Source organism: Emergencia sp. 1XD21-10, assembly GCF_009936045.1.
Classification (GTDB): Bacteria; Bacillota; Clostridia; order Peptostreptococcales; family Anaerovoracaceae; genus Senimuribacter; species Senimuribacter intestinalis.
In genome coordinates, this window is sequence record NZ_QWEQ01000010.1 from 1 (window position 1) to 20,807 (window position 20,807).

Genomic DNA, 20,807 nt, shown 5'->3' on the forward strand with positions numbered 1-20,807 from the left:
CAGCTTGCAGTACAGACAGAAGGAGGGAAAATCAGCGACATAGCGCTGAAAAACGACCTTTCCTTTGCATATGCCCTGGATGAATCGGTGCAGACACCGTCCTATGGAAAAGTCAGAGTAGATGTGGGCTATGGCGGCGCCTTTATGGTCTTTGCAGACATCGGACAGTTTGGAATCGAAATAAGAGCAGAAAACATCCAAGTTATGCTGGATATCGCCATGGAATGCGGACGCTGCGCCATCGATCAGATTTCGATGGTACATCCAGAAAATCCGGCGCTGAACGCAAAGGAAAACGGCATCTGCATGATACTCTTTGCAGAAGATGGGGAGAGCGAAAGAGTAATCAGCACGAGGACGTTTACAGTATTTGGAAAGCGGCAGTTTGACCGCTCGCCTACAGGAACGGGAACCTCAGCATTGGCAGCGGTGCTCCATGGAAAAGGGAGACTGCATGAGGGGAAGAGTCTTGAAAACCGGGGGATTTCCGGTATACCGTTTATCGTGACCATCGAAGAGACAGAAAGAGGGCAGGTGATACCGACCATTCACAGCAGGGCGTACCTGATGGGAAAGGGTAGCATTCTGCTGGAGGAGGATGATCCGTTGCAGGATGGGTTTTCGGCGAAAGCAGGTAGTGAGGTAGAAATATAATCATACAAAAATGCGGCAGTTTCAAAAATCTTGAGACTGCCGCGTTTTTTAAAATATGATTTAGATTCTTAGATTTTTTGTTTAGTCAGTTCCATCAACTCCACTGCGCTTTTTCTGGTGGTTTCGGTAATGTTTTCACCGCCCAAAAGTCTTGCAATTTCATCGATGGTCTCTGTATCGGAGAGCTTTTCGACAGTAGTAAAGGTGTTGCTGTCGTTTTCTTCTTTATAGATACGATAGTGCGTATCTCCACTTGCAGCAATCTGCGGCAGGTGGGTGATACAGATAATTTGATGATTTTTTGCAATCTGGTGAAGCTTGCGTCCAACGATACTTGCGGTAATTCCACTAATACCGGCGTCGATTTCATCGAAAATCATAGTTGGAATATTGTCATAGGTGCCGGTAATATTTTTGATTGCCAGCATGATTCTTGAAATTTCACCACCGGATGCGATTTTTACCAGAGGCTTCAGCGGCTCACCTTTGTTTGTAGAAATCAGGAATTCCACATCATCGTTTCCATCAGGACCGAAGGTTTCAGAACACTGGAAGTCGATGGAAAGCTTGGCGCTGCCAAAGTTCAGATCGTGAAGCTCACTTTCGATAGCAGTTTCCAGCTCTTTTGCACTGGCTTTACGAACCTCGGTAAGCTGCGCAGCTTTTTCGGACAGGGCCTTGTATGCCGCATCTGCTTCGGCTTGAAGCTGCGCTTTTACGTCATCAAAATTCTCAATCTGATTTAGTTCTTCAGAAATAGTGTCGTAATATGTTAAAATCTCCTCAATGGTGGAGCCGTATTTTTTCTTGAGACCGTCGATTTGGGAGATTCTTGTGATAGAATCATCCAGCTCCTCAGGGGAGAAAGTGACGTCATCACGAATTCTGCGAAGTTCGGAAGAAAGGTCTTCCAGGCGATAATAGATGTCTGCGAACTCTTCTGTCAAAGTTTGAATTTCCTTGGAATATTCGCTGATACTCTGCAGTGCATGAAGTCCGGTACCCATAGAAGAGAGCACATCGCGGTCGCCATCGCTGAGAAGTCCGTAAGCGGTTTCAATGGCATCAAAGATTTTTTCACTGTTTTGCAGGATAGAAATTCTCTCTGATAGGCTTTCGTCTTCGCCAGGTGTTAGATGGGCATTTTCGATTTCACTCTGTTCAAAACGATAAAAATCCAGTTTTTTCAGGTTGTCCTGTTCTGCAGAAAGCAGCTTGGTCAGTCGTGATTTTGTGTCTTGATAGGAAGCGTAGGCGACCTGATAGGCTTCTTTTATTGGAGTGATTTGTTCACCATGGAAGCTGTCTACCAGCTTGATGTGGTTATCGGGGTTGAGCAGGGACTGGTTATCGTACTGACCGTGGATATCAGCAAGACGGCGGCAGGTTTCGGAAAGTTCTCCCAAAGTGACCAGCTGTCCGTTGAGTTTGCATAGATTTTTGCCGGCAGCAGATACTTCTCTGGTGATGACGATATCTTCTCCATACAGTTCGCCAGCAAGCTGTACAACGGCTTTTTGCGCACCATGACGGACAAAAGCAGAATCAGCCCTGCTCCCGAGAGCAAGGCTAATTGCTTCTATTACAATGGATTTGCCGCTGCCGGTTTCTCCTGTAATGATATTCAGTCCTTCTTCAAAATCGATTTCTGTATTTTCTATAATTGCGAAATTTTGAATACTGATGTGATTGATCATTGTCCTTTAGACCTCATAATTAGCATATCGTTGAAAATAGAGAGAATCTCTTCCACGTGTTCTTCTTTGTCGATGACCATCAGCAGGGTATTGTCACCAGCTACAGAACCGACAACATGAGGAAGCCCGATGCAGTCAACCGCTTCACCAGCAGCAGGTCCGCAGCCGGATAACGTCTTAATGACAATTAAGTTCTGTGCTGAAGCAAAAGATGTGATAGTTTCTCTGAAAATTTTTACAAAGCGATCGGAAATAGGCGCATCCTGGCGTGCGCTGACGGCATATTTGTATTTGCCGCTGCCGGAAAGCACTTTAATCAGCTGAAGTTCCTTGATATCTCGAGATATCGTAGCCTGTGTTACTTCAAAACCTTCTTCCTTCAACATAGATGCCAGTTTATCCTGAGTTTCGATCTCGTTATTTGCAATGAGCTCCAAAATCTTGTTTTGTCTTGAATAACGCATAATAATCTCCTTTTTGTTCCGAATCCTATTCCTAATCGTATTATAACAGATTTTTTTCGGAAAAGAAAGCCGTATTATTTGAAGAAATTAAAGGGAACGCTGTAGACAAACGTATGTTCTTATGTTATAATAAATAAAATAGATTGATTCAACTGAGGAAATAAGGCTATGAGAATTTTAGGAATTGACCCTGGTTACGCGATTTTAGGCTGGGGTGTTTTAGATATGAAAGGCAATCATTTTTCTGTTGTGGATTACGGCGCGGTAACCACAGATGCTAAGATGGAAATGCCTCTGCGTCTGCAGCATTTATATACGCAACTATCTGCAATCATAGCAGAATACAAGCCAGAGGTAGCATCGATAGAAGAACTTTTTTTCAATAATAATGCTAAGACAGCTATTATGGTGGGACAAGCCAGAGGCGTTGCAGTCCTTGCCTGTGTTAATGGAGGTCTTGAGATTAATGAATACACGCCGCTGCAGATTAAGCAGGCTTTGGTAGGTTATGGAAGGGCAGACAAGAAACAAGTACAGGCTATGGTTAAGGCGATTTTGAACCTAAAGGAAGTACCGAAGCCCGACGATACGGCAGATGCGGTGGCTGCGGCAATTTGTCATGGTCATGCAGCCGGCAACAGAGTTAGAAATTTTAAATTGAGTGGGAGATAAGGAGAATCCATGATTAGATTTATAAAAGGTATATTTCATCCGGGACTGAACAGTTCAGTTATCATAGAGTCTGCCAGCGGTCTTGGTTTTGAGGTGAGCATTCCAGCAAACTCCGTATTATATAAGCATACAGAGGGAGAGCAGGTGAAGGTGTTTACTTCCATGATTGTGAAGGAAGATGATGTTAGTCTTTACGGCTTTTCCGATAAGGAGAGTCTGGAGCTTTTTGAACTTTTGATTACGGTAAACGGCGTGGGAGCAAAGGCAGGGATGGCGCTGATGAGTGCACTGCCGCCGTCGGAACTTAGGCGGGCTATTGCCTCTGGTGATGTCAAGGCGATTTCGTCTGCAAATGGTGTGGGCAAGAAGACTGCAGAACGCTTGATTCTGGAACTAAAGGATAAGGTTGGAACCTTTGAGGACGACGCAGCCATGGCTGCAGGAGATGTGTATGTGCCTGTTACTGACGAGAGAAGTGAGGCTATTGCTGCGCTGGTTGCACTGGGATACAGCAAGAATGAGGCGATGGAAGCGATCGGCAAGGTAAAAGAAAATGATCTGACCTGCGAGGATTATATCAAACATGCGCTGAAGTATTTGTTTTAAAGGATAAAATTAAGATAGATAAGGATAGATTGAGGCTAGATGATGGAAGAGAGAATTACCCAGTCGGGTGCCATGGGATTTATGGAAGAGCGGCAGGAGACAACCCTGCGTCCGCAGCATTTAGATGATTTTATCGGACAGAGGACTGCAAAAGAAAACTTAAAGATTTTTATTGAAGCAGCGAAACTGAGAGGAGAACCTCTCGACCATGTGCTGTTTTATGGTCCGCCAGGTTTAGGAAAGACAACACTGGCGGGGATTATTGCCAATGAACTAGAAGTGGATATTAAGATTACCTCAGGACCTGCTATTGAACGGGCAGGAGATTTGGCAGCCATTTTAACGAATCTCAATGAGAACGATGTTTTATTTATTGACGAAATTCATAGATTGAACCGATCGGTAGAAGAAGTGCTTTATTCCGCTATGGAGGACTATGCGCTTGATATTATTATCGGAAAGGGGCCGTCAGCTCGTTCTATCAGACTGGATATTGCAAAGTTTACGCTGATTGGAGCAACAACCAGAGCGGGGAGCTTATCGGCGCCGCTGCGCGACAGATTTGGTGTCATCAGTAAGTTTGAACTTTACACCAACGACGAGCTGGCAGAGATTATTAAACGTTCTGCGGGACTTCTCGGTGTCGATACAGACGAGACTTCGCTGCTGGAGATGGCAAGATGTTCACGAGGCACGCCTCGTGTAGCTAATCGTTTACTGAAACGAATCAGGGACTTCTCACAGGTGCGGGGACAGGGCATGATTACAGAAGAGATTACCCAAATGGCGCTGCAGGCGCTGGGGGTTGATAAGTTAGGCTTAGAGCGTCTGGATAGGGAAATTCTGTCGGCTATCATCGAACGTTTTAATGGTGGTCCTGTAGGCATTGACACTATTGCGGCATCCATCGGTGAGGAACGAGTCACCATAGAAGATGCTTACGAGCCTTATCTGATTCAGTCGGGACTTTTGTACCGTACCCAGAAGGGTAGAATGGTATCTCAGCTGGGATATAAACACATGGGACTGGAGTATCCGGGCGAGACACCTGAGAATGCTGCTAAAAGTGCAGATGAAGATGAAGGCGAAGAATCTCAGGAAACTTTATTTTAATTGGAGCAGATAGAATATGAGAATAGATGATTTTGATTATACCCTGCCGCAGGAGTTGATTGCGCAGAGACCTTCTGAGCAGCGAGACGTCTGCAGGCTTATGGTATTAAATAGAGAAAAAGGGTCGGTAGACCATAAACATTTTTATGATATCCTGGATTATTTGCAGCCAGGGGATTGCTTGGTTATGAATAACTCCAAAGTTCTTCCGGCAAGGCTCTTTGGAGAGAAAGAGAAAACTGGGGCAAAGATTGAATTTTTGCTGATTAAGCGTCTTGACGGTGACCGCTGGGAGACTATGGTAAAGCCAGGGAAACGGCTGAAGCCTGGTGACAGCGTTTCTTTTGGAGAAAATTTCAGTGCCAAAATTCTGGATTATGGTGAAGACGGCACCCGTATTGTGGAGTTTTTTTATGAGGGCATTTTTATGGAGCGGCTTGAAGAACTGGGGAAAATGCCGCTGCCTCCATACATCGAACGGGAAAGTACAGTAGAAGACAGGGATATGTATCAGACAGTTTACTGTAAGGAAGAGGGGTCTGTAGCTGCGCCGACTGCTGGTCTGCATTTTACAGAAGAATTGCTTAAAAAAGCCGAAGCAAAGGGTGTTAGGCTGGCTTATGTGACCCTTCATGTAGGAATTGGCACTTTTAGACCAGTGAAGTGTGAGAATGTAGAAGATCATCACATGCACTTTGAGGAATATGAAGTAGATGAAGAAACTGCACAGACGATTAACGATACCATTCTGGCAGGTGGACGAATTGTATCTGTAGGTACAACCTCTACTAGAACCTTGGAAAGCGCAGCTTATACGGATGAAGCCAGCGGGAAGTTCCTAGTGAAGGCTGGGGCAGGAAGTACGGGTATTTTCATCTATCCCGGCTACCAGTTCAAAGTGGTTGAAGCATTGATTACTAATTTTCATCTGCCGAAGTCCACGCTGCTTATGCTGATTTCAGCGCTGTATAATCGAGAACAGATTTTAAAAGCATACGAAATTGCTGTAGCCGAAAAGTACCGTTTTTTTAGCTACGGTGATGCAATGCTGATAGAATAAATAATAAGACAAAGAAACCGCTTGCAGTGCGCATAAGTCGCATTTTAAGTGCAAGCGATTTTATCTTTATAAAGTAAGGGACGGTGCGCTGTAAGTACGTGCTGCCATTTCCTGATCTAAAAGGTATAGACTCTTAGGATCGTTGCCGAACAGTTCCATTTTCTTAATCATGTCGTTTGCGTTGGTTTCTTCTTCACCCTGTTCTTTAACAAACCAGTCAAGGAACTGCATGGTGCGGAAATCTTTATTTTCGTAAGCTGCATCGTAAATGGTGTGAATCAGCTCAGTCACGTATTTTTCGTGCTTAAGACCTGCTGTCAGCGGGTCCATGTTGGTTTTAAGTTCCGCATCTGGCTTTGCGATAGCGTCTAAAGTAACTTTCAAGTCGTTGTTCTGCATGTACTGCATAAACAGCATAGCGTGATCGCGTTCCTCCTGCGCCTGAATCATGTACCAGTTGGCGAAGCCGTTTAAGCCCTGATCGTTATAAAAGTTAGAGAATTCCAGATACAAATAGGCTGAATAAAGTTCCTTGTTAATCTGGTCGTTTAAAAGTTGTGCTACGTTTTCTTTAATCATGATAATTAGCTCCCTTCAATTGCATTTATTCTGCAATTATCATATCACTAAAAAATAAAAAATTCAAGCTATGGAAAAAGAAGAAAGTAGTGTATAATAGTAAAGAATTACTGCAACGAAAAGAAAGGAATTATATCAAATATGAAACATGCAGTTACTTATGAATTATTAAAGTCTGACTCGAGAACTAAGGCTCGAAGAGGGATTGTACATACGCCTCATGGAGATATACAGACTCCTGTTTTTATGCCGGTTGGCACCCAGGCAACGGTTAAGGCAATGCGTCCGGAGCAGGTGGCAGATATGGGAGCTAATATCATACTGTCTAACACTTACCACCTCTATCTAAGACCGGGACACGATATCGTCAAAGAAGCGGGAGGTCTGCACAAGTTTATGAACTGGGACAGAGCGATTCTTACCGACAGCGGTGGCTTTCAGGTATTTTCTCTGGGCAAGCTTCGGAAAATTACCGAAGAGGGTGTGAAATTTCAGAGTCATATTGATGGATCCCGCCATATGCTGACACCGGAAAAGGCGGTAGAAATTCAGAATGCGCTGGGATCTGATATTATGATGGCGTTCGACGAGTGTGCGCCTTACCCTGCGGATAGAACTTACGTAAAGAATTCTCTGGAACGAACTACCAGGTGGCTGAAGCGCTGTAAAGATGCTCATAAGGATATCGAAAGACAGTCCTTGTTTGGCATTATGCAGGGCGGCATGTATAAGGATTTGAGAAAGCAAAGTGCGGAAGAAATTGTTGCGTTGGATTTGCCAGGCTACGCCATTGGAGGGCTTTCGGTAGGGGAACCAAAGGAACTGATGCTTGACATTTTGGATGACTGTGTGGACTATTTGCCGCAGGAAAAGGCTCGTTATCTGATGGGGGTCGGTACACCGGACTATCTCTTTGAAGGGGTAGAGCGGGGTGTCGATATGTTTGACTGCGTGCTTCCGACCAGAATTGCCCGTCATGGTCTCTGCATGACCAGCCACGGACGGGTCAATATCAAGAATGCAAAATATGAGCGTGATTTCACACCGCTGGATGTGGAATGTGACTGCTATACCTGCAGAAATTACTCTAAGGCGTATTTGCGTCATTTGTTTAAGGCGGATGAGATGCTTTCTGCTATGCTGCTGTCTAATCACAATATCCACTTTCTCTTGAAGATGATGGAAAATATTCGGATTGCTATCGAAGAGGATAGATTCTTAGAATACAAGAAGGAGTTTTATGATAAATATGGAAGATTTTAACAAGGATTGTCTGGCTGTTTGTGTCCACGACGAATTTTGCGGCGGTTGTGTCTATCAGGGTATGACGTATGAGGAGCAGCTGGCTTTGAAGGAAGGGGAAGTTCGTCAGTTTTTTTCGTACAGGGGCATTAAGCCGGAGGTGTTCGATCCCATCGAGGGCTGCCCGGCGGCACACAAATATAGATACAGAAACAAGATGGAGTATACCTTTGGGGATTTTGTCAAGGATGGTCCGATTTGCCTGGGGATGCACAAGAAAAAGAATTTCATGTCTATCATCACCGTGGATCAATGCCAGCTTGTCGACGAGGACTTTAACAAAGTGCTGCGCTTCCATCTGGACTTTGCGGAGAAACATGGTTATTCGCATTATAATAAAAAATCCCACAAGGGTCTTTTGCGCAATCTGGTGATTCGTAAAGGCATTCGCACTGGAGAGCTTTTGATCAATTTGGTGACGAGCAGGGAAGCGAGCTTTGACGAGGAAGATTATGTAAAGGGGCTGCAAGGACTGTCGCTACAAAATCAGATTGTCGGCATTTTGCGCACCCTAAACGACAACATTGCGGACAAAGTCACCTGCGAGGAGCTGAAAGTTCTGTGGGGCAGGGATTACTATATGGAAGAAATTCTGGGTCTAAAGTTTAAGGTCAGCGCTTTTTCGTTTTTCCAGACCAATGTGGAGGCGGTGGAACGGCTGTACAGTGAAGCCCTGGCTTTGATTGACGACTTTTCGGGAAAGAAAGCCTTTGACCTGTACTGCGGTACCGGCACCATCAGCCAGGTGCTTGCGCTGAAAGCCAAAGAAGTCACCGGCGTGGAACTGGTGGAGGAAGCCGTGGAGGCAGCCAAAGTAAACGCAGAGCTCAATGCACTTTCCAATTGCAAGTTTATTGCCGGCGACGTGTTCAAGGTGCTCAGCAGTATCAACGAAAAGCCGGAGGTCATCGTGGTTGACCCGCCGCGGGTGGGAATGTCCATGGACGCTGTGGAAAAGATTATCAGTTACGGCGTGCCGCAGATTGTCTATATCAGCTGCAACCCAAAGAGCCTGGCGCTGAATCTGCAGCAGTTTGTTTATAGCGGGTATGTGGTGAAGTATGCGAAGCCCTTTGACAATTTCCCTTGGACGAAACATACGGAGTGTATTGTGATGCTGGAGCGGAAATAATGAGGAAACATTTGTGAAAAAGAAGAAAGATGAAATAACTATCCGTTCTAGTGCGTCAGAATACTTAACTTATGTTGCCTCTGTTGGTGGACAACAAGACAGTATTGAAATGCGCTATAAGGATGAGAATATATGGTTGACGCAGAAAATGATGGCTACATTGTATGATGTGGATGTTCGTACAATCAATGAGCACATTAAAAAGATATATTCCAATTCTGAACTTGAGGAAGATGCAACTATCCGGAATTTCCGGATAGTTCAAACCGAAGGTTCCCGTCAGGTTACTCGTGATACGAAGCATTACAATCTTCAAATGATTATTGCAGTAGGTTTTAAGGTCAATTCTGAGCGTGCAGTTCAGTTTCGTAAATGGGTAAATCAGATTGCAAAGGACTACACTATCAAAGGCTGGGTCAGGATGATGAACGTCTGAAAAATGGTGGCTCTGCGCTTACAGTAGAATACTTCGACCGTCTGCTGGAGCAGATTCGGGAAATCCGTTTGTCGGAGCGAAGATTTTATCAAAAGATAACGGACATCTATGCAACGGCACTTGACTATGGCCGAACTGCGAAAACAACCAAACAGTTCTTTGCAAAGGTGCAGAATAAAATGCATTATGCGGTGCATGGACATACAGCAGCAGAGTTGATTTACGAGCGTGCAGATGCAGATAAGCCACACAAGGGATTAACTACATGGGCAGTAGCACCGGATGAAGGTTTGTCAACCATATGTTACACCGTCATGCAAAAAATTAAATAAAGTGTCCTTAGGAGAAATTCACTTTAGTGGACGCATAGGAAAGTTGTTGTACTTTCGGTTATGGACTTTTAGCTGGGCGGCAAAGTCTGCAAAGGAGTAGAACGTATGGGTTGCATAGAAGTATTCGTTGTCTTTTCTATGTGAGGGTTCTACCTTTCCATTATGTCTTGGGGTAAAAGGTTTAATCAGCTTATGCTCGATACCCAGCCCTTTGAGTTTCTTCTCGAATTGGCTAAGATCATCTGCTCTTTTGCTGACAAATCGTTTGGTGGAGTTCTCGGATTCTGAAAATCTCATCTGCTATTTCATCCAGATTCTCTTTGCTATTGGTCTTTTGAATGAGTTCTTGCTGCAAGGTCGTCAGTTTTTCGTTAATACTGTCTATGGCAGTTGCCTGAGAAGCGCAGATAACTGTGGCAATGTTGAGTTGCCGTTACGTTTGATAGTTGTTTTTATCACCAAGCATTTGATTGACGGCTTTGACGACGGCGTCCTCAAGAATCAGCTTGTTGATGGTTCGGGCGTGGCATTTCAGTCCAGTGGATTCTTCTGAACATCTCACCGCAGTCTCCGCAAATGATAATTTGTGAGAAGCGTTGGTTACAGCTGTAGCTGTGTTTCTTCCCGTTGGTGCTGGTCTTAACAATTTGTCTGCGCACCAATTCTCCTTGAACTCACATAAAGATTTCTTTCGGAATAATAGCTTCATGATTGTCTTCTACATAGTATTGCTGAACAGAACCGTTATTCTTAGCTCCGATTTTGTTAAGAAAGTCTGTGGTACAGGTTTTTTGAAGTAAGACATTACCGATGTGTTTTTCATTTCGGGAATCTTATTGATGGTGCTTGTATGTTATTTTTTTCCACCGGCACCGGTGAGAATACCATCTGTTTCAAGTCATGCATCTATTTATCCATGCTGTAAACTTCAATATTTATGGCAGATTTTTTTATAACTTCAGCTTGTTTCTGGTCAATGATAAAGTTTCTTGAAATTCTATTCAACATTTATTATGAATCAAAAAATTACTATTCTTTAAACTCATATTTTATCTGACTGTGCAATAAATTCGATATCTCTTCCGCCATAGACAATACGGATAATTGTGACGCAAAGATGATCGGAATCAATGAGGTAAAAAACTATAAAGTTATCTATGGGTATTTTATGCATTTTCATGCTTTGCCAGGGTTCCCAGTCAACAATGGGAAATCTGGCGGGCATAAAATCAAGTGAACGGATTTGCTTTCGGATACGGTTCACTTGATTTTTTTGCAGTATCTGGAACTAAAAGTTCAAATGCAATATAAGAATAAATATCTTTTAAGTCATCTGCTGCTTGTGGAGAGTAGATGACTTTGTACTGCTCGCTCATATACCAAACTCTTTCATCAGTTCGGCATCCACTTCATCAGCGGTAAGGCTGCCGGACTTTAAGGATTCGATGCCTTTCATAAGTTCAAGGTCGAGTTCCGCACGACTCATACCGTCAATAGAAGTTGGTTTTCTGGATGGTAACTGTAAATTCAAAGGCATTCCTCTTGTGAGAACAATTTGGCTGTAAAGCATTTGAATCGCGCTGGAAGGAGAAATTCCTAACTGCCGAAGAATATTTTCAGCGTTTTCTTTTAAATCAGTATCAATGCGGGCATAGACAGCTGTTGTGTTTGCCATAGTGATCACACTCCTTTGTCTATATTATATCAATGATTGCAGAAAAATACAAGTAAATGCAAGCAATATTGCAAAGCATAAAGAGGATGAAAAGGAAAATAGCGACGATGCGAGTGAGTTGGAAATGCGCATTTGTCAGCACTATTATAACAAGAGAGGGTATTAATAGAATCTTTAACATCTGCTGCAATTGCAGCAGATAGACGAAAGGTGAATCTTGTGAAATTTTGAAGAATGTTATTGAAAGTATTCAATTTTGGAAATATAATAATGTTGTTGGTACAATACAAATATAAAAACATAGATGATTGTATTCTTTGGTGTATAAGATGGAAAAGGGGATATGATTAAAAAATTACTATATGAATTTATCAGTATGGTTGAAGATGACCAGATTGAGATATATAATGAATCTAGTCTTTAGCATGAATTGGGATTTCTTTAAGAAAACAGCTACAGGATTATAGGGTGCAATTTGAACGCAATACAAAGTTATTTGGGATAGCAGGAACTATTAAACATGAAATAGACATTGCAGTATATAATGAAACAGAAAAATATGCGATTGAACTTAAATATCCGATGAATGGGCAATACCCGGAACAGATGTATTCTTTTGTAAAGGATATTATCTTTATGGAACAACTGAAGGATAACGGATTTGATGCTACCTACTCGCTTATGAGGGTAAACGATAAGAATTTCTATTCTGGGAGAAAAATAGATGGGATTTACGCATATTTTAGGGGTGCAGAAGTGCTGCAAGGCACAATCAAAAAGCCAAAAGGAAAGTAGGCAGATATATTTGCGATAAAATAACAAATAAACGCGAGTAAACTTTGGGAATTGTTCAGGGTAAACGCGCGGAAGATTGTGAGAACTGTAACATTGACAAAAAACTTATTTTTTTGTATTTTTGTCAACAAATATGCGTCAGGACAGTGATTTTTTCATCATTTTACCCTTTGATATTAACAGGATTGACAGAGTTCTGATTTTCAAGAACACAAAGATGCATTCAGTGTTAAGAAGATGGCTGAAGTACTACAGGTTTCAAAAAGCGGATACTATGATTGGCTGGGACGAGAAGCCTCAACCTGTGAACAAGAAAATCAGATGATTTATCATGATGTATTGGAACTATTTCTTGCAAGTCGTATGTCAGCAGGAGCAAGACGTATTGCAAAGCAGTTAAGCCAGATGTATGGAAAAGCGATCAATCCTAAAAAAAGAAACATTGACAATGATTACCTGGGATAGTATGATAAAAAATTCTGGAGGTAAATGATTTTGAACGAGTTTGAAACAGCATATCAATCCTACTTTCCATTTTGGGAGGAGCTGACAGCAGCAGACCGCGCGTTTCTCTGCCAGCAGTCCTCCCTTGTACGGTTTGAGAAAGCCCAGATGGTTCATGACAACATTGGATGCACAGGTCTGTTTATTGTAAAAAGCGGGCGGCTCCGCTTATATATGCTCTCAGAGGAAGGAAAAGAGATTACGCTGTACAGGCTGCTTCCCGGCGAAATCTGCATGCTTTCAGCGTCCTGCGTGCTTGAAAGTATTACATTTGATGTATTTGTAGAGGCAGAGGTTCCCAGTGACTGCTATATGATTGCAGCATCCGCATTTGGTGAAATCAGCGCCAGGGTGCCGGCAGCAAAGATTTATGCACTGGAAACAGCAGTCGGCAGATTTTCAGACGTGATGTGGATTATGCAGCAGGTTGTCTTTATGAGTATGGATCAGCGTCTGGCGCTCTTTCTGCTGGAAGATGCAGGAATTAACGATCAAATGCTGATCACTATGACCCATGAACAGATTGCGCGGCATCTGGGCACGGCAAGAGAAGTGGTTTCAAGAATGCTGAAACGGTTTGCCGGGGATGGCGTTGTCGAAGTATCCAGGAAAGGGATACGGATTCTTGATATGAAAAAACTGCGGAACCTGGCGAGATGACAGGTTCTGTATTTTTTCGGTGACTTTGATCACGGAACGAAAGCAGAATTTTTGCTATCCTGGTGATAAGATAATAAGAGAGGGGAGTTTCCATGAAATCTAAGAAATATGCTGTGGTGGACAGCAGCAGGTGCGTCGCCTGCGGTACTTGTATGCTGGAGTGTCCTAAAGGCGCGATTTCTATTGTCAAAGGGTGTTACGCGTTCTGCGGCAGCGAAACCTGCGTTGGCTGCGGAAGATGTGCAAAGGTTTGTCCGACAGGCTGTATTACCGTGATCGAAAGAGGTGAGGTGCAATGAAAAAACCGTGGTACACATGGCTGTGGATTTGGTCCATCGTTTATTTTTCACTTGGATTTTTTAATATCTTGTTCGCGTGGCTGGGCATGATTGATTTTCTGCTGCCGCTAGGCTTTGCCATTTTTGGCGGTACCAAAGGGTTCTGCAACCGGTATTGCGGCAGGGGACAATTATATCAGAAATTAGGTGCAGGATGCCATTGTTCCCGCAACAGACCGACGCCCAATTGGATGTATTCTAAATGGTTTCGCTACGGATTTTTGACGTTTTTTATGACTATGTTTGGCAATATGCTGTTTCAGACCTATCTGGTGGCTGCCGGTGCAGGTTCGCTGAAAGAAACTATTAAACCTTTCTGGACGTTTCGGGTGCCGTGGGGCTGGACATATAGCCAGGGAACAGTTTCCGACTGGATTGCCCAGTACAGCTTTGGACTCTACAGCCTAATGCTGACCTCCCTTTTACTGGGACTGATCGTCATGGTACTTTATAAACCGAGAACTTGGTGTACCTTTTGCCCGATGGGTACGATGACACAGGGTATCTGTCAGCTGAAAAACAGAAACAAAGAAGAAAAGGCAACGTAATTCTAATTCTGGTACTGGCAGAATTTACAACAAGCGAATTGCCAGCTTTTAGCAAATCAATTTATCTTGAATCTTGTCGATGTTTGTAGTATAATAAAAATACTTTCGTTTGTTTCTTTGTGTGGTCAGGCATGGAGAAATGAAAGCAGAATACTTTGATATTAGTTAAAGGAGAAAGAAAAATGAAAAAAACATCTAAAATTTTTGCAGTCCTGTTATCCCTAGTGATGATTATGGGCGTTACAGCAGTGCTGACTGGTTGCGGCAGTGATGAACCGAACACTTTAGAAAAGTATATGGCAGATCATCCAGACGAACAGAAGGCGATGGACGATGCAGTTGCTTCTTATAAGCAGGATGGCATGGCTGTTGATTTACAGATCAAAGAAAATACCATTATCTATTCTTTCAAGTATGATGAAACCTTTGATGAAGATGCTGTAGAACAGATGAAGTCTTACTTTGACGGTGCGATGGAGTCCATGGGCTCCGTATTCGAAAACATCGCAAAGAGCTGTCAGGAACAGACCGAAATTGACGGTATCACCGTACAAGTGCTTTACCTCAACGGCGATGACAGTGAAATTTACAACGAAACCTTTGAAGCAAAGTAAAGAACGGAACGAAGAGACTGCCTGTTACGGCAGTCTTTTTCTTATTATGTAGGAAATATCGATTTTTGATATTTCCGGAATATCAAGAAAGTCTACCTTTGAGTAGAATCGGCGTAGCCGACTTTCTTATCCTTTTTCCCGAAAACAGACATAACCCTTTACCTCTCCGCTTACAATGAAGCAGGGGGTGTGCATCTTGAACATAAAAATTTATCGTGGAACTCATCAGATTGGCGGCTGTATCGTGGGGATTTCAACACGGCAGACGAGAATTTTGATCGATATGGGAAAACAGCTTCCAGATACGAAGGGGAATATGCCGGCGGAAAATCTGTCCATTGATGATCCTTATGACGCAGTTGTTTTTACCCATTATCACAACGACCATGTAGGTCTTTTAGAATACATTGCGAAGAATATTCCGCTGTACATCGGGCAGGCGGCAAAAGAAATACTTTTTTTAGAGAAAGAACAGGCGGAGAGCCCGCTGACAGACAGGATTAACAAGATGCATACCTATCAGGAGGGAAAAACCTTTACAATCGGAGACATAAAGATTACGCCGATTTTAGCGGATCATTCCGCTTTTGACGCTTATATGCTTCTGATTGAAGCAGATGGCAAAAGGGTGCTGCATACAGGAGATTACAGGCTGCATGGTCTCAAAGGTGCGCAGATGGAACAAAGGCTTGCGCCACTTTCTGAAACAGTGGATCTGATGATTACAGAGGGCACAAACTTGTCTTATCACAACCCTGTCACAACAGCGGAGCGAGAGCTGGGAGAGGCGGCCAGAGTACTGATGGAGCGGTTTGCCTATACTTTTGTCTTGTGCAGTCCAACCGATTTTGACAGGCTGGCGGTGTTTCACAAGGCGGCTCTTTCCAAAGGCGCATTTTTTTGCGACCCTTATCAGATGAAGCTTCTCGAAACAGTACGAGAGTTTGATACAACGAACTCAAAGGAATACCAGTTTGAAAACAGCAAAGTGTATTTGGAGGCGTTGGCACAGCAGGTGCAGCAGGAAGGCGGTTTCTGCATGGCGGTGCGGGGCGAAAAATCCTTTGCGGAGGCGGTAAAACCGTATATAGAAAGGCACAATGAAAAATCGCTGATGATTTATTCCATGTCAGAGGGATACTTGAAAAAACATAAGCAGAACTTAGAAAAGATGTTTGGCGGTTTTCGTTATGCGGTTAAACTACATACATCCGGGCATGCTTCAGAAGAAGCAATCTGGACTTGTGTCCGGCATGTGGCGCCGAAAAAAGTAATTCCCATTCATACAGAGCAGCCGGAAAAAATCAAGCTGGGCAGTATGCAAAACAGAGTAGTTTTTCTTGCAGACGGAGAGGAATATGCTATACTGTAGAAAACAGCTTTTGGAGGAGTTATGAATGAAAATCTTTTGACACAAACTGTTGCTGTTGCTATGACGATCACTCGTTCCTATCTTCGCGAGGGAGATACTGCTATTGATGCTACTTGCGGCAATGGGAACGATACACTGACGCTGGCACAAGCGACAGGTATGAGCGGGAGAATTCTGGCCATAGACTTGCAGGAAGAAGCCATTCATGCAAGCCGGGAGCTTTTATCCGCAAACCAGATTGAGAATACGGAATTTATCTGCGGCAGTTTTGTGAATTTGGAAACGTACTGGCGTGCATGGAAGGAAAGAAATGAGCAGAATGTGGCAGCTGAGGTTGCGTTGGAACCCAAAGCGATAGTTTTTAACTTGGGCTATTTGCCTGGCGGCGATAAGAAAATGACCACCAAAACGGAAGATACATTGCTTGCGGTGCAGCAGGCGCTTTCCATCATTGCGCCAGGCGGAATCGTGACGCTGGTCCTGTACCCGGGACATGAAGAAGGGGCGAGAGAAAAAGACGCATTATTGAAATTTGCAGAGCAGTTATCTACGTCTCGTTTTCATACGGCACATGTAGACTTTCCCAACCAGAAGAAAAATCCGCCGGAAATTTTGTGGATTACAAAAAAGTAATGGTAGAAAATAGATAAGAAACAATGGCTGAACAGGAAACTTTGAGTGGAACTGAAAAGGTGCCGAGCGTATTAGCGCTCGGCACCTTTGATTAATGTATCAAACAGTTTGACGCCCTCAATGAGGACGGTGTCATCAAAATCATAGTTGTCGCTGTGGAGCGGAATGCCGCTGCCAGTTCCAAGGAAGAAGAAAATGCCTGGCATTTGCTGTTCAAAGAAAGAAAAGTCTTCTGCAATCATGACAGGTCTACGAAGTTCCACGTAGTTTAAATTCAGCAAAAGAGGTTTAGCCCGCTGGTACAAATCTTCTGTGTTGATTACAGCAGGGTGGCTTTTGCTGACATCCAGCTTGAATTTGATACCATAATGATGCTCCAACTCTTCGCCGAGATTTTTCATGGCATTAACCAATGTGTTCCACGTTTCCTCGGTGAAGGTTCGCATAGTACCGTCTAGTCGGCTGTAAGGGGAAATTGCATTACGAACAGTGCCGCTTTCCATTTTTCCAAACTTCAGAACGCAGCGTTCCTTTACGAAGAGAGACTTGAACATATAGATGTCGCTGATAAATTTGCAGGCGGCCTCCAGGGCATCTCGACCTTTTTCAGGTTCGCCGCAGTGGGCGCTGACGCCTTCAATTTCCACCTCTACGGAAGTGGACTTTGCCATCATAGGACCAGGGCGGGAAGCGATTTCGCCTTTGGAAAGCATAGGCCAAAGATGCAGACCGAAAATAGCTTTTATATTGTAATGGTCAAACAGATGAGTGCCGCAAATGCGAAGTGCGCCATCGATAGTTTCTTCAGCAGGCTGGAAGAGCAGCAGCGCATTGCAGGTCATTTTCCGACCTTCTTTGATGTAGCTGTCTAAAAGTTTTGCAAAACCCAGCATGATTGCCATGTGTCCATCATGACCGCACGCATGCATACAGCCCTCGTGAAGAGAAGTGTAAGGGGCACCGGTCTCTTCCTGAATCGGAAGCGCGTCCATGTCTGCGCGGAATGCGATGGTCTGTTCCTGTCCGAAATCAAAGTATGCAACAAGACCGGTCTTCACAATCTCATCTACTTGACAGGAAAGGGCAGACAAAATATTCTTTACATAAGCACTGGTTTTATAAACGTAGAACCCCAGCTCCGGAATCTGGTGAAGGTCTCTTCTGTATGTAATAATCTCTTGGGATAATTGGTCGAAATCTGTCATTGGTATACCTCCGTCCTATTTATAATAATGTAGAAGTGGGATATAGTCAAATGTTCTTTTACTAAATGGGAGAATTATGGTAAAATAGATTTATGAAAAAAAAGAAGAAAGTTGGAAAAAAATTAAAGAAAAATATGCCGACCCTTTCAAAGACCGCAAAACTTATCATAGCGGCAGCAGCGGTTTTTATGTTTGTGTGTACATTTTCCATATTTTATGTGGTTCTTGGAAGTTACGACGGACTTGGACTGCCAAGATCTATGCCGGAGCATGATTATCAACTGAGCGGTATCTCAAAAGAAAAGGGAAGACTTTCCTATGAAGACGACAACTTCAAAACGGTGGCGGGTATAGATGTTTCCTATTATCAGAAAAAAATCGATTGGAAAAAGGTTAAGGCGGATGGTATTGATTTTGCCATGATTAGATTGGGATACAGAGGCTATGAAGGCGGAGATTTGACGCTGGACAGCCGCTTTAAAGAAAATCTTTCCGGTGCGAAAAAGGCGGATATCCACGTGGGCGTATATTTCTTTTCGCAGGCGGTGACCGTAGAGGAAGCGGTAGAGGAAGCCAAGTATGTGATTCGCCACATCAGAGGAAGAGGCGTGACCTATCCGGTGGTCTTTGATATGGAGCCAATTTCCGGCGCCCATAGAATCGACGATTTAAGCGTGCTGGATAAAACTGAAATTGCCGACGCATTTTGCCAGATTATTGAGAGAAACGGCTATACGCCGATGATTTATGGGAATCCAACATGGCTTTTGGAAAATCTGGATTTGCGCTATCTGACCCGTTATGACATTTGGCTGGCTCACTACACCGATGAGACGGATTATGCCGGCAAATTCAAATTTTGGCAGTATACAGACAGCGGCAAAGTGAAAGGCATTAAAGGAAAAGTAGATTTGAACCTGATGTTTAAGGAAAAATAAATAGAGAAAATAGAAGAAAGGAACTGACTTTATGGCAGATTATGAACATGTGGTGCAGACTTTTGCACCAGTATACGATAAAGACTCCACGGTGCTGATTTTAGGCACGCTGCCCTCTGTAAAATCCAGAGAATCCTGCTTCTACTACGGACACCCACAGAACCGTTTTTGGAAAGTTCTTGCAGAAATTTTTGAGGAACCGGTTCCTCAGACAATTGATGAAAAGAAGGGACTGCTTCTTAGAAACAGAGTGGCGATTTGGGATGTGGTAGAGAGCTGCGATATCATCGGATCTTCTGACAGTTCTATCAAAAATGTGACAGCTGCTGATGTGGCAAGTCTATTACAAGAAACAGGAATAACGAAAGTTTATGCAAACGGTGGACTGGCAAAGAAGCTTTATGACAGGTTTCTCGCAGAAAAAACAGGTGTTGCAGCTGTGCAGCTTCCATCAACCAGTCCAGCCAATGCAAGATTTTCACTGACAGATTTAGTAAATGAATGGAAGCAGATTCAGTTTTAAAACCGATTCTGTTTTAAAAGTATTGAAAAATATAGTTTGTGGGTATACAATAAAGAGTAAAAATATACGAATAGGAAGGTAAAGATGTGAAATTAGCAGAATTATTTAATCAGGAAAAGACAATCTTCTCTTTTGAGGTTTTCCCTCCAAAGAGAAATAATCCAATAGAAACCATTTATCAGACCTTAGATGAACTGCAAGAAATTAAACCGGACTTCATCAGTGTTACATACGGTGCAAGCGGAAGCCTTGCGGATAATTCTACCTGCGAAATTGCCTCAGCAATTAAGCAGAAGTACGGTATTGAGTCGGCAGCACATCTGACCTGCGTAAACTCTACCAAAGAAGAGGTATCTGAAGTTCTCCGCAGATTGGCAGACAACGGCGTAGAAAACATTTTGGCGCTTCGCGGTGATTTAGTGCCGGATGTGCCGCCTAAAAAGGAATTTAAGCATGCCAGCGAATTAATTACCTTTATTAAGGAAACCAAGGATTATGATTTTGGCATTTCCGGCGCATGCTATCCGGAGGGACATTTGGACAGCAGAAATCAGGTAGAGGATATTCTTAATTTAAAGAAGAAAGTTGATGCTGGTGCGCAGCATTTGATTTCTCAACTGTTCTTTGACAATGAGGTGTTTTACGATTTTGTGGACAAGGCAAGAATCGCTGGGATTAATGTACCGATTGAAGCGGGAATTATGCCGGTCACCAATAAAAAGCAGATTGAAAGAATGGTATCTTTATGCGGTGCCAGCTTGCCGAGAAAATTCACTAAGATGATGTCCAGATATGAAAATAAGCCTGAGGCTATGAGAGATGCGGGCATTGCTTATGCTGTAAATCAGATTGTAGATTTGGTGTCTCAGGGTGTGGACGGCGTACATCTTTACACCATGAACAATCCGTACGTTGCAAAGCGAATCAGCGAAAGCGTAAAATCTTTGTTTTAACG

The 20,807-nt window shown here is 43.3% G+C and carries 29 protein-coding genes; 20 read left to right on the forward strand and 9 right to left on the reverse strand.

All coding sequences use genetic code 11. The features are described 5' to 3' along the window. A partial coding sequence (locus tag D1151_RS07015; protein ID WP_161908425.1) for a proline racemase family protein occupies nucleotides 1-654 on the forward strand: 654 nt, incomplete at its 5' end. A gap of 68 nt (nucleotides 655-722) precedes the next feature. On the opposite strand, the gene recN is transcribed toward D1151_RS07015, so the two are convergent. Continuing rightward, the gene (gene recN / locus D1151_RS07020) at nucleotides 723-2,351 is read right to left on the reverse strand and encodes a DNA repair protein RecN (RefSeq protein ID WP_161908426.1); all 1,629 of its coding nucleotides are present in this window, start codon (nucleotides 2,349-2,351) and stop codon (nucleotides 723-725) included. Then, nucleotides 2,348-2,815 (reverse strand): arginine repressor, encoded by a 468-nt coding sequence (locus D1151_RS07025; RefSeq protein WP_160201318.1) that lies wholly within the window; start codon nucleotides 2,813-2,815, stop codon nucleotides 2,348-2,350. The genes recN and D1151_RS07025 overlap by 4 nt, the downstream gene beginning before the upstream one ends. A gap of 168 nt (nucleotides 2,816-2,983) precedes the next feature. On the opposite strand from D1151_RS07025, the gene ruvC reads away from it, so the two are divergent. The 4 genes from ruvC to queA are packed head-to-tail and all read left to right on the forward strand — an operon-like array spanning nucleotide 2,984 to nucleotide 6,266. Further along, complete coding sequence (ruvC, locus tag D1151_RS07030) at nucleotides 2,984-3,487, forward strand: crossover junction endodeoxyribonuclease RuvC (RefSeq protein ID WP_160201319.1); 504 nt, start codon at nucleotides 2,984-2,986, stop codon at nucleotides 3,485-3,487. 9 nt (nucleotides 3,488-3,496) lie between these two features. Further along, on the forward strand, nucleotides 3,497-4,093 hold the full coding sequence (gene ruvA, locus D1151_RS07035; RefSeq protein WP_160201320.1) for a Holliday junction branch migration protein RuvA: 597 nt from the start codon (nucleotides 3,497-3,499) through the stop codon (nucleotides 4,091-4,093). Between the two features lie 39 nt (nucleotides 4,094-4,132). Beyond that, a complete protein-coding gene (gene ruvB, locus D1151_RS07040) occupies nucleotides 4,133-5,206 on the forward strand; it encodes a Holliday junction branch migration DNA helicase RuvB (protein WP_330588309.1) in 1,074 nt (357 codons plus the stop codon). Between the two features lie 16 nt (nucleotides 5,207-5,222). Beyond that, a complete protein-coding gene (gene queA / locus D1151_RS07045) occupies nucleotides 5,223-6,266 on the forward strand; it encodes a tRNA preQ1(34) S-adenosylmethionine ribosyltransferase-isomerase QueA (RefSeq protein ID WP_161908427.1) in 1,044 nt (347 codons plus the stop codon). A gap of 66 nt (nucleotides 6,267-6,332) precedes the next feature. On the opposite strand, the gene D1151_RS07050 is transcribed toward queA, so the two are convergent. Next, the gene (locus D1151_RS07050) at nucleotides 6,333-6,845 is read right to left on the reverse strand and encodes a ferritin (RefSeq protein WP_161908428.1); all 513 of its coding nucleotides are present in this window, start codon (nucleotides 6,843-6,845) and stop codon (nucleotides 6,333-6,335) included. A gap of 141 nt (nucleotides 6,846-6,986) precedes the next feature. Between D1151_RS07050 and tgt the strand changes: the two genes are divergently transcribed. The 4 genes from tgt to rhuM are packed head-to-tail and all read left to right on the forward strand — an operon-like array spanning nucleotide 6,987 to nucleotide 10,047. Continuing rightward, complete coding sequence (gene tgt, locus D1151_RS07055) at nucleotides 6,987-8,108, forward strand: tRNA guanosine(34) transglycosylase Tgt (RefSeq protein ID WP_161908429.1); 1,122 nt, start codon at nucleotides 6,987-6,989, stop codon at nucleotides 8,106-8,108. Further along, on the forward strand, nucleotides 8,086-9,279 hold the full coding sequence (gene rlmD, locus D1151_RS07060) for a 23S rRNA (uracil(1939)-C(5))-methyltransferase RlmD (protein WP_243151176.1): 1,194 nt from the start codon (nucleotides 8,086-8,088) through the stop codon (nucleotides 9,277-9,279). The genes tgt and rlmD overlap by 23 nt, the downstream gene beginning before the upstream one ends. A 13-nt stretch (nucleotides 9,280-9,292) precedes the next feature. Then, a complete protein-coding gene (locus D1151_RS17150) occupies nucleotides 9,293-9,715 on the forward strand; it encodes a RhuM family protein (protein ID WP_330588310.1) in 423 nt (140 codons plus the stop codon). Continuing rightward, nucleotides 9,652-10,047 carry a RhuM family protein gene (gene rhuM / locus D1151_RS17155; RefSeq protein WP_330588311.1) on the forward strand — a complete coding sequence of 132 codons (396 nt, stop codon included), beginning with the start codon at nucleotides 9,652-9,654 and terminating at the stop codon, nucleotides 10,045-10,047. The genes D1151_RS17150 and rhuM overlap by 64 nt, the downstream gene beginning before the upstream one ends. An 18-nt stretch (nucleotides 10,048-10,065) precedes the next feature. Here the strand turns inward: rhuM and D1151_RS07070 are convergent, their stop codons facing one another. From D1151_RS07070 to D1151_RS07085, 5 genes are all read right to left on the reverse strand, one after another. Next, the gene (locus D1151_RS07070; RefSeq protein WP_243151177.1) at nucleotides 10,066-10,344 is read right to left on the reverse strand and encodes an integrase core domain-containing protein; all 279 of its coding nucleotides are present in this window, start codon (nucleotides 10,342-10,344) and stop codon (nucleotides 10,066-10,068) included. A 136-nt stretch (nucleotides 10,345-10,480) separates the two neighbouring features. Beyond that, nucleotides 10,481-10,756 carry a hypothetical protein gene (locus tag D1151_RS16865; RefSeq protein ID WP_243151178.1) on the reverse strand — a complete coding sequence of 92 codons (276 nt, stop codon included), beginning with the start codon at nucleotides 10,754-10,756 and terminating at the stop codon, nucleotides 10,481-10,483. A gap of 333 nt (nucleotides 10,757-11,089) precedes the next feature. After that, a complete protein-coding gene (locus tag D1151_RS17160; RefSeq protein ID WP_330588315.1) occupies nucleotides 11,090-11,272 on the reverse strand; it encodes a type II toxin-antitoxin system RelE/ParE family toxin in 183 nt (60 codons plus the stop codon). A gap of 4 nt (nucleotides 11,273-11,276) precedes the next feature. Next, nucleotides 11,277-11,423 (reverse strand): type II toxin-antitoxin system RelE/ParE family toxin, encoded by a 147-nt coding sequence (locus D1151_RS17165; protein WP_330588312.1) that lies wholly within the window; start codon nucleotides 11,421-11,423, stop codon nucleotides 11,277-11,279. Then, a complete protein-coding gene (locus D1151_RS07085) occupies nucleotides 11,420-11,722 on the reverse strand; it encodes a type II toxin-antitoxin system RelB/DinJ family antitoxin (protein WP_161908431.1) in 303 nt (100 codons plus the stop codon). The genes D1151_RS17165 and D1151_RS07085 overlap by 4 nt, the downstream gene beginning before the upstream one ends. Before the next feature lie 636 nt (nucleotides 11,723-12,358). On the opposite strand from D1151_RS07085, the gene D1151_RS07090 reads away from it, so the two are divergent. From D1151_RS07090 to D1151_RS07125, 8 genes are all read left to right on the forward strand, one after another. After that, complete coding sequence (locus tag D1151_RS07090) at nucleotides 12,359-12,517, forward strand: hypothetical protein (RefSeq protein WP_161908432.1); 159 nt, start codon at nucleotides 12,359-12,361, stop codon at nucleotides 12,515-12,517. 237 nt (nucleotides 12,518-12,754) lie between these two features. After that, nucleotides 12,755-12,982 (forward strand): transposase, encoded by a 228-nt coding sequence (locus tag D1151_RS07095; protein ID WP_160201328.1) that lies wholly within the window; start codon nucleotides 12,755-12,757, stop codon nucleotides 12,980-12,982. Nucleotides 12,983-13,012: 30 nt separating this feature from the next. Further along, entirely contained in the window at nucleotides 13,013-13,681 is a 669-nt protein-coding gene (locus tag D1151_RS07100; protein WP_243151179.1) for a Crp/Fnr family transcriptional regulator, read from the forward strand. A 92-nt stretch (nucleotides 13,682-13,773) separates the two neighbouring features. Continuing rightward, nucleotides 13,774-13,980: a 4Fe-4S binding protein gene (locus D1151_RS07105; RefSeq protein ID WP_160201330.1), complete on the forward strand. Its 207-nt coding sequence runs from the start codon at nucleotides 13,774-13,776 to the stop codon at nucleotides 13,978-13,980. Further along, nucleotides 13,977-14,567 (forward strand): 4Fe-4S binding protein, encoded by a 591-nt coding sequence (locus D1151_RS07110; protein WP_161908434.1) that lies wholly within the window; start codon nucleotides 13,977-13,979, stop codon nucleotides 14,565-14,567. The genes D1151_RS07105 and D1151_RS07110 overlap by 4 nt, the downstream gene beginning before the upstream one ends. A 182-nt stretch (nucleotides 14,568-14,749) precedes the next feature. Continuing rightward, entirely contained in the window at nucleotides 14,750-15,181 is a 432-nt protein-coding gene (locus D1151_RS07115) for a DUF4854 domain-containing protein (RefSeq protein WP_160201332.1), read from the forward strand. Between the two features lie 196 nt (nucleotides 15,182-15,377). Further along, nucleotides 15,378-16,553, forward strand: coding sequence for an MBL fold metallo-hydrolase (locus D1151_RS07120; RefSeq protein WP_161908436.1), 1,176 nt, complete (start codon nucleotides 15,378-15,380; stop codon nucleotides 16,551-16,553). A gap of 21 nt (nucleotides 16,554-16,574) precedes the next feature. Further along, nucleotides 16,575-17,186, forward strand: coding sequence for a class I SAM-dependent methyltransferase (locus D1151_RS07125; protein ID WP_161908437.1), 612 nt, complete (start codon nucleotides 16,575-16,577; stop codon nucleotides 17,184-17,186). Between the two features lie 71 nt (nucleotides 17,187-17,257). Here D1151_RS07125 and D1151_RS07130 read toward each other — a convergent pair whose 3' ends face one another. Next, nucleotides 17,258-18,391: a M20 family metallopeptidase gene (locus tag D1151_RS07130; protein ID WP_161908438.1), complete on the reverse strand. Its 1,134-nt coding sequence runs from the start codon at nucleotides 18,389-18,391 to the stop codon at nucleotides 17,258-17,260. Between the two features lie 92 nt (nucleotides 18,392-18,483). On the opposite strand from D1151_RS07130, the gene D1151_RS07135 reads away from it, so the two are divergent. The 3 genes from D1151_RS07135 to metF all read left to right on the forward strand — a co-directional run bounded on the left by D1151_RS07135 (nucleotide 18,484) and on the right by metF (nucleotide 20,805). Beyond that, nucleotides 18,484-19,329: a glycoside hydrolase family 25 protein gene (locus D1151_RS07135; protein WP_161908440.1), complete on the forward strand. Its 846-nt coding sequence runs from the start codon at nucleotides 18,484-18,486 to the stop codon at nucleotides 19,327-19,329. A 31-nt stretch (nucleotides 19,330-19,360) separates the two neighbouring features. After that, nucleotides 19,361-19,852 carry a DNA-deoxyinosine glycosylase gene (locus tag D1151_RS07140; protein WP_161908441.1) on the forward strand — a complete coding sequence of 164 codons (492 nt, stop codon included), beginning with the start codon at nucleotides 19,361-19,363 and terminating at the stop codon, nucleotides 19,850-19,852. Nucleotides 19,853-19,938: 86 nt separating this feature from the next. Beyond that, nucleotides 19,939-20,805: a methylenetetrahydrofolate reductase [NAD(P)H] gene (metF, locus tag D1151_RS07145; protein ID WP_160201338.1), complete on the forward strand. Its 867-nt coding sequence runs from the start codon at nucleotides 19,939-19,941 to the stop codon at nucleotides 20,803-20,805. Nucleotides 20,806-20,807 lie beyond the last annotated feature (2 nt).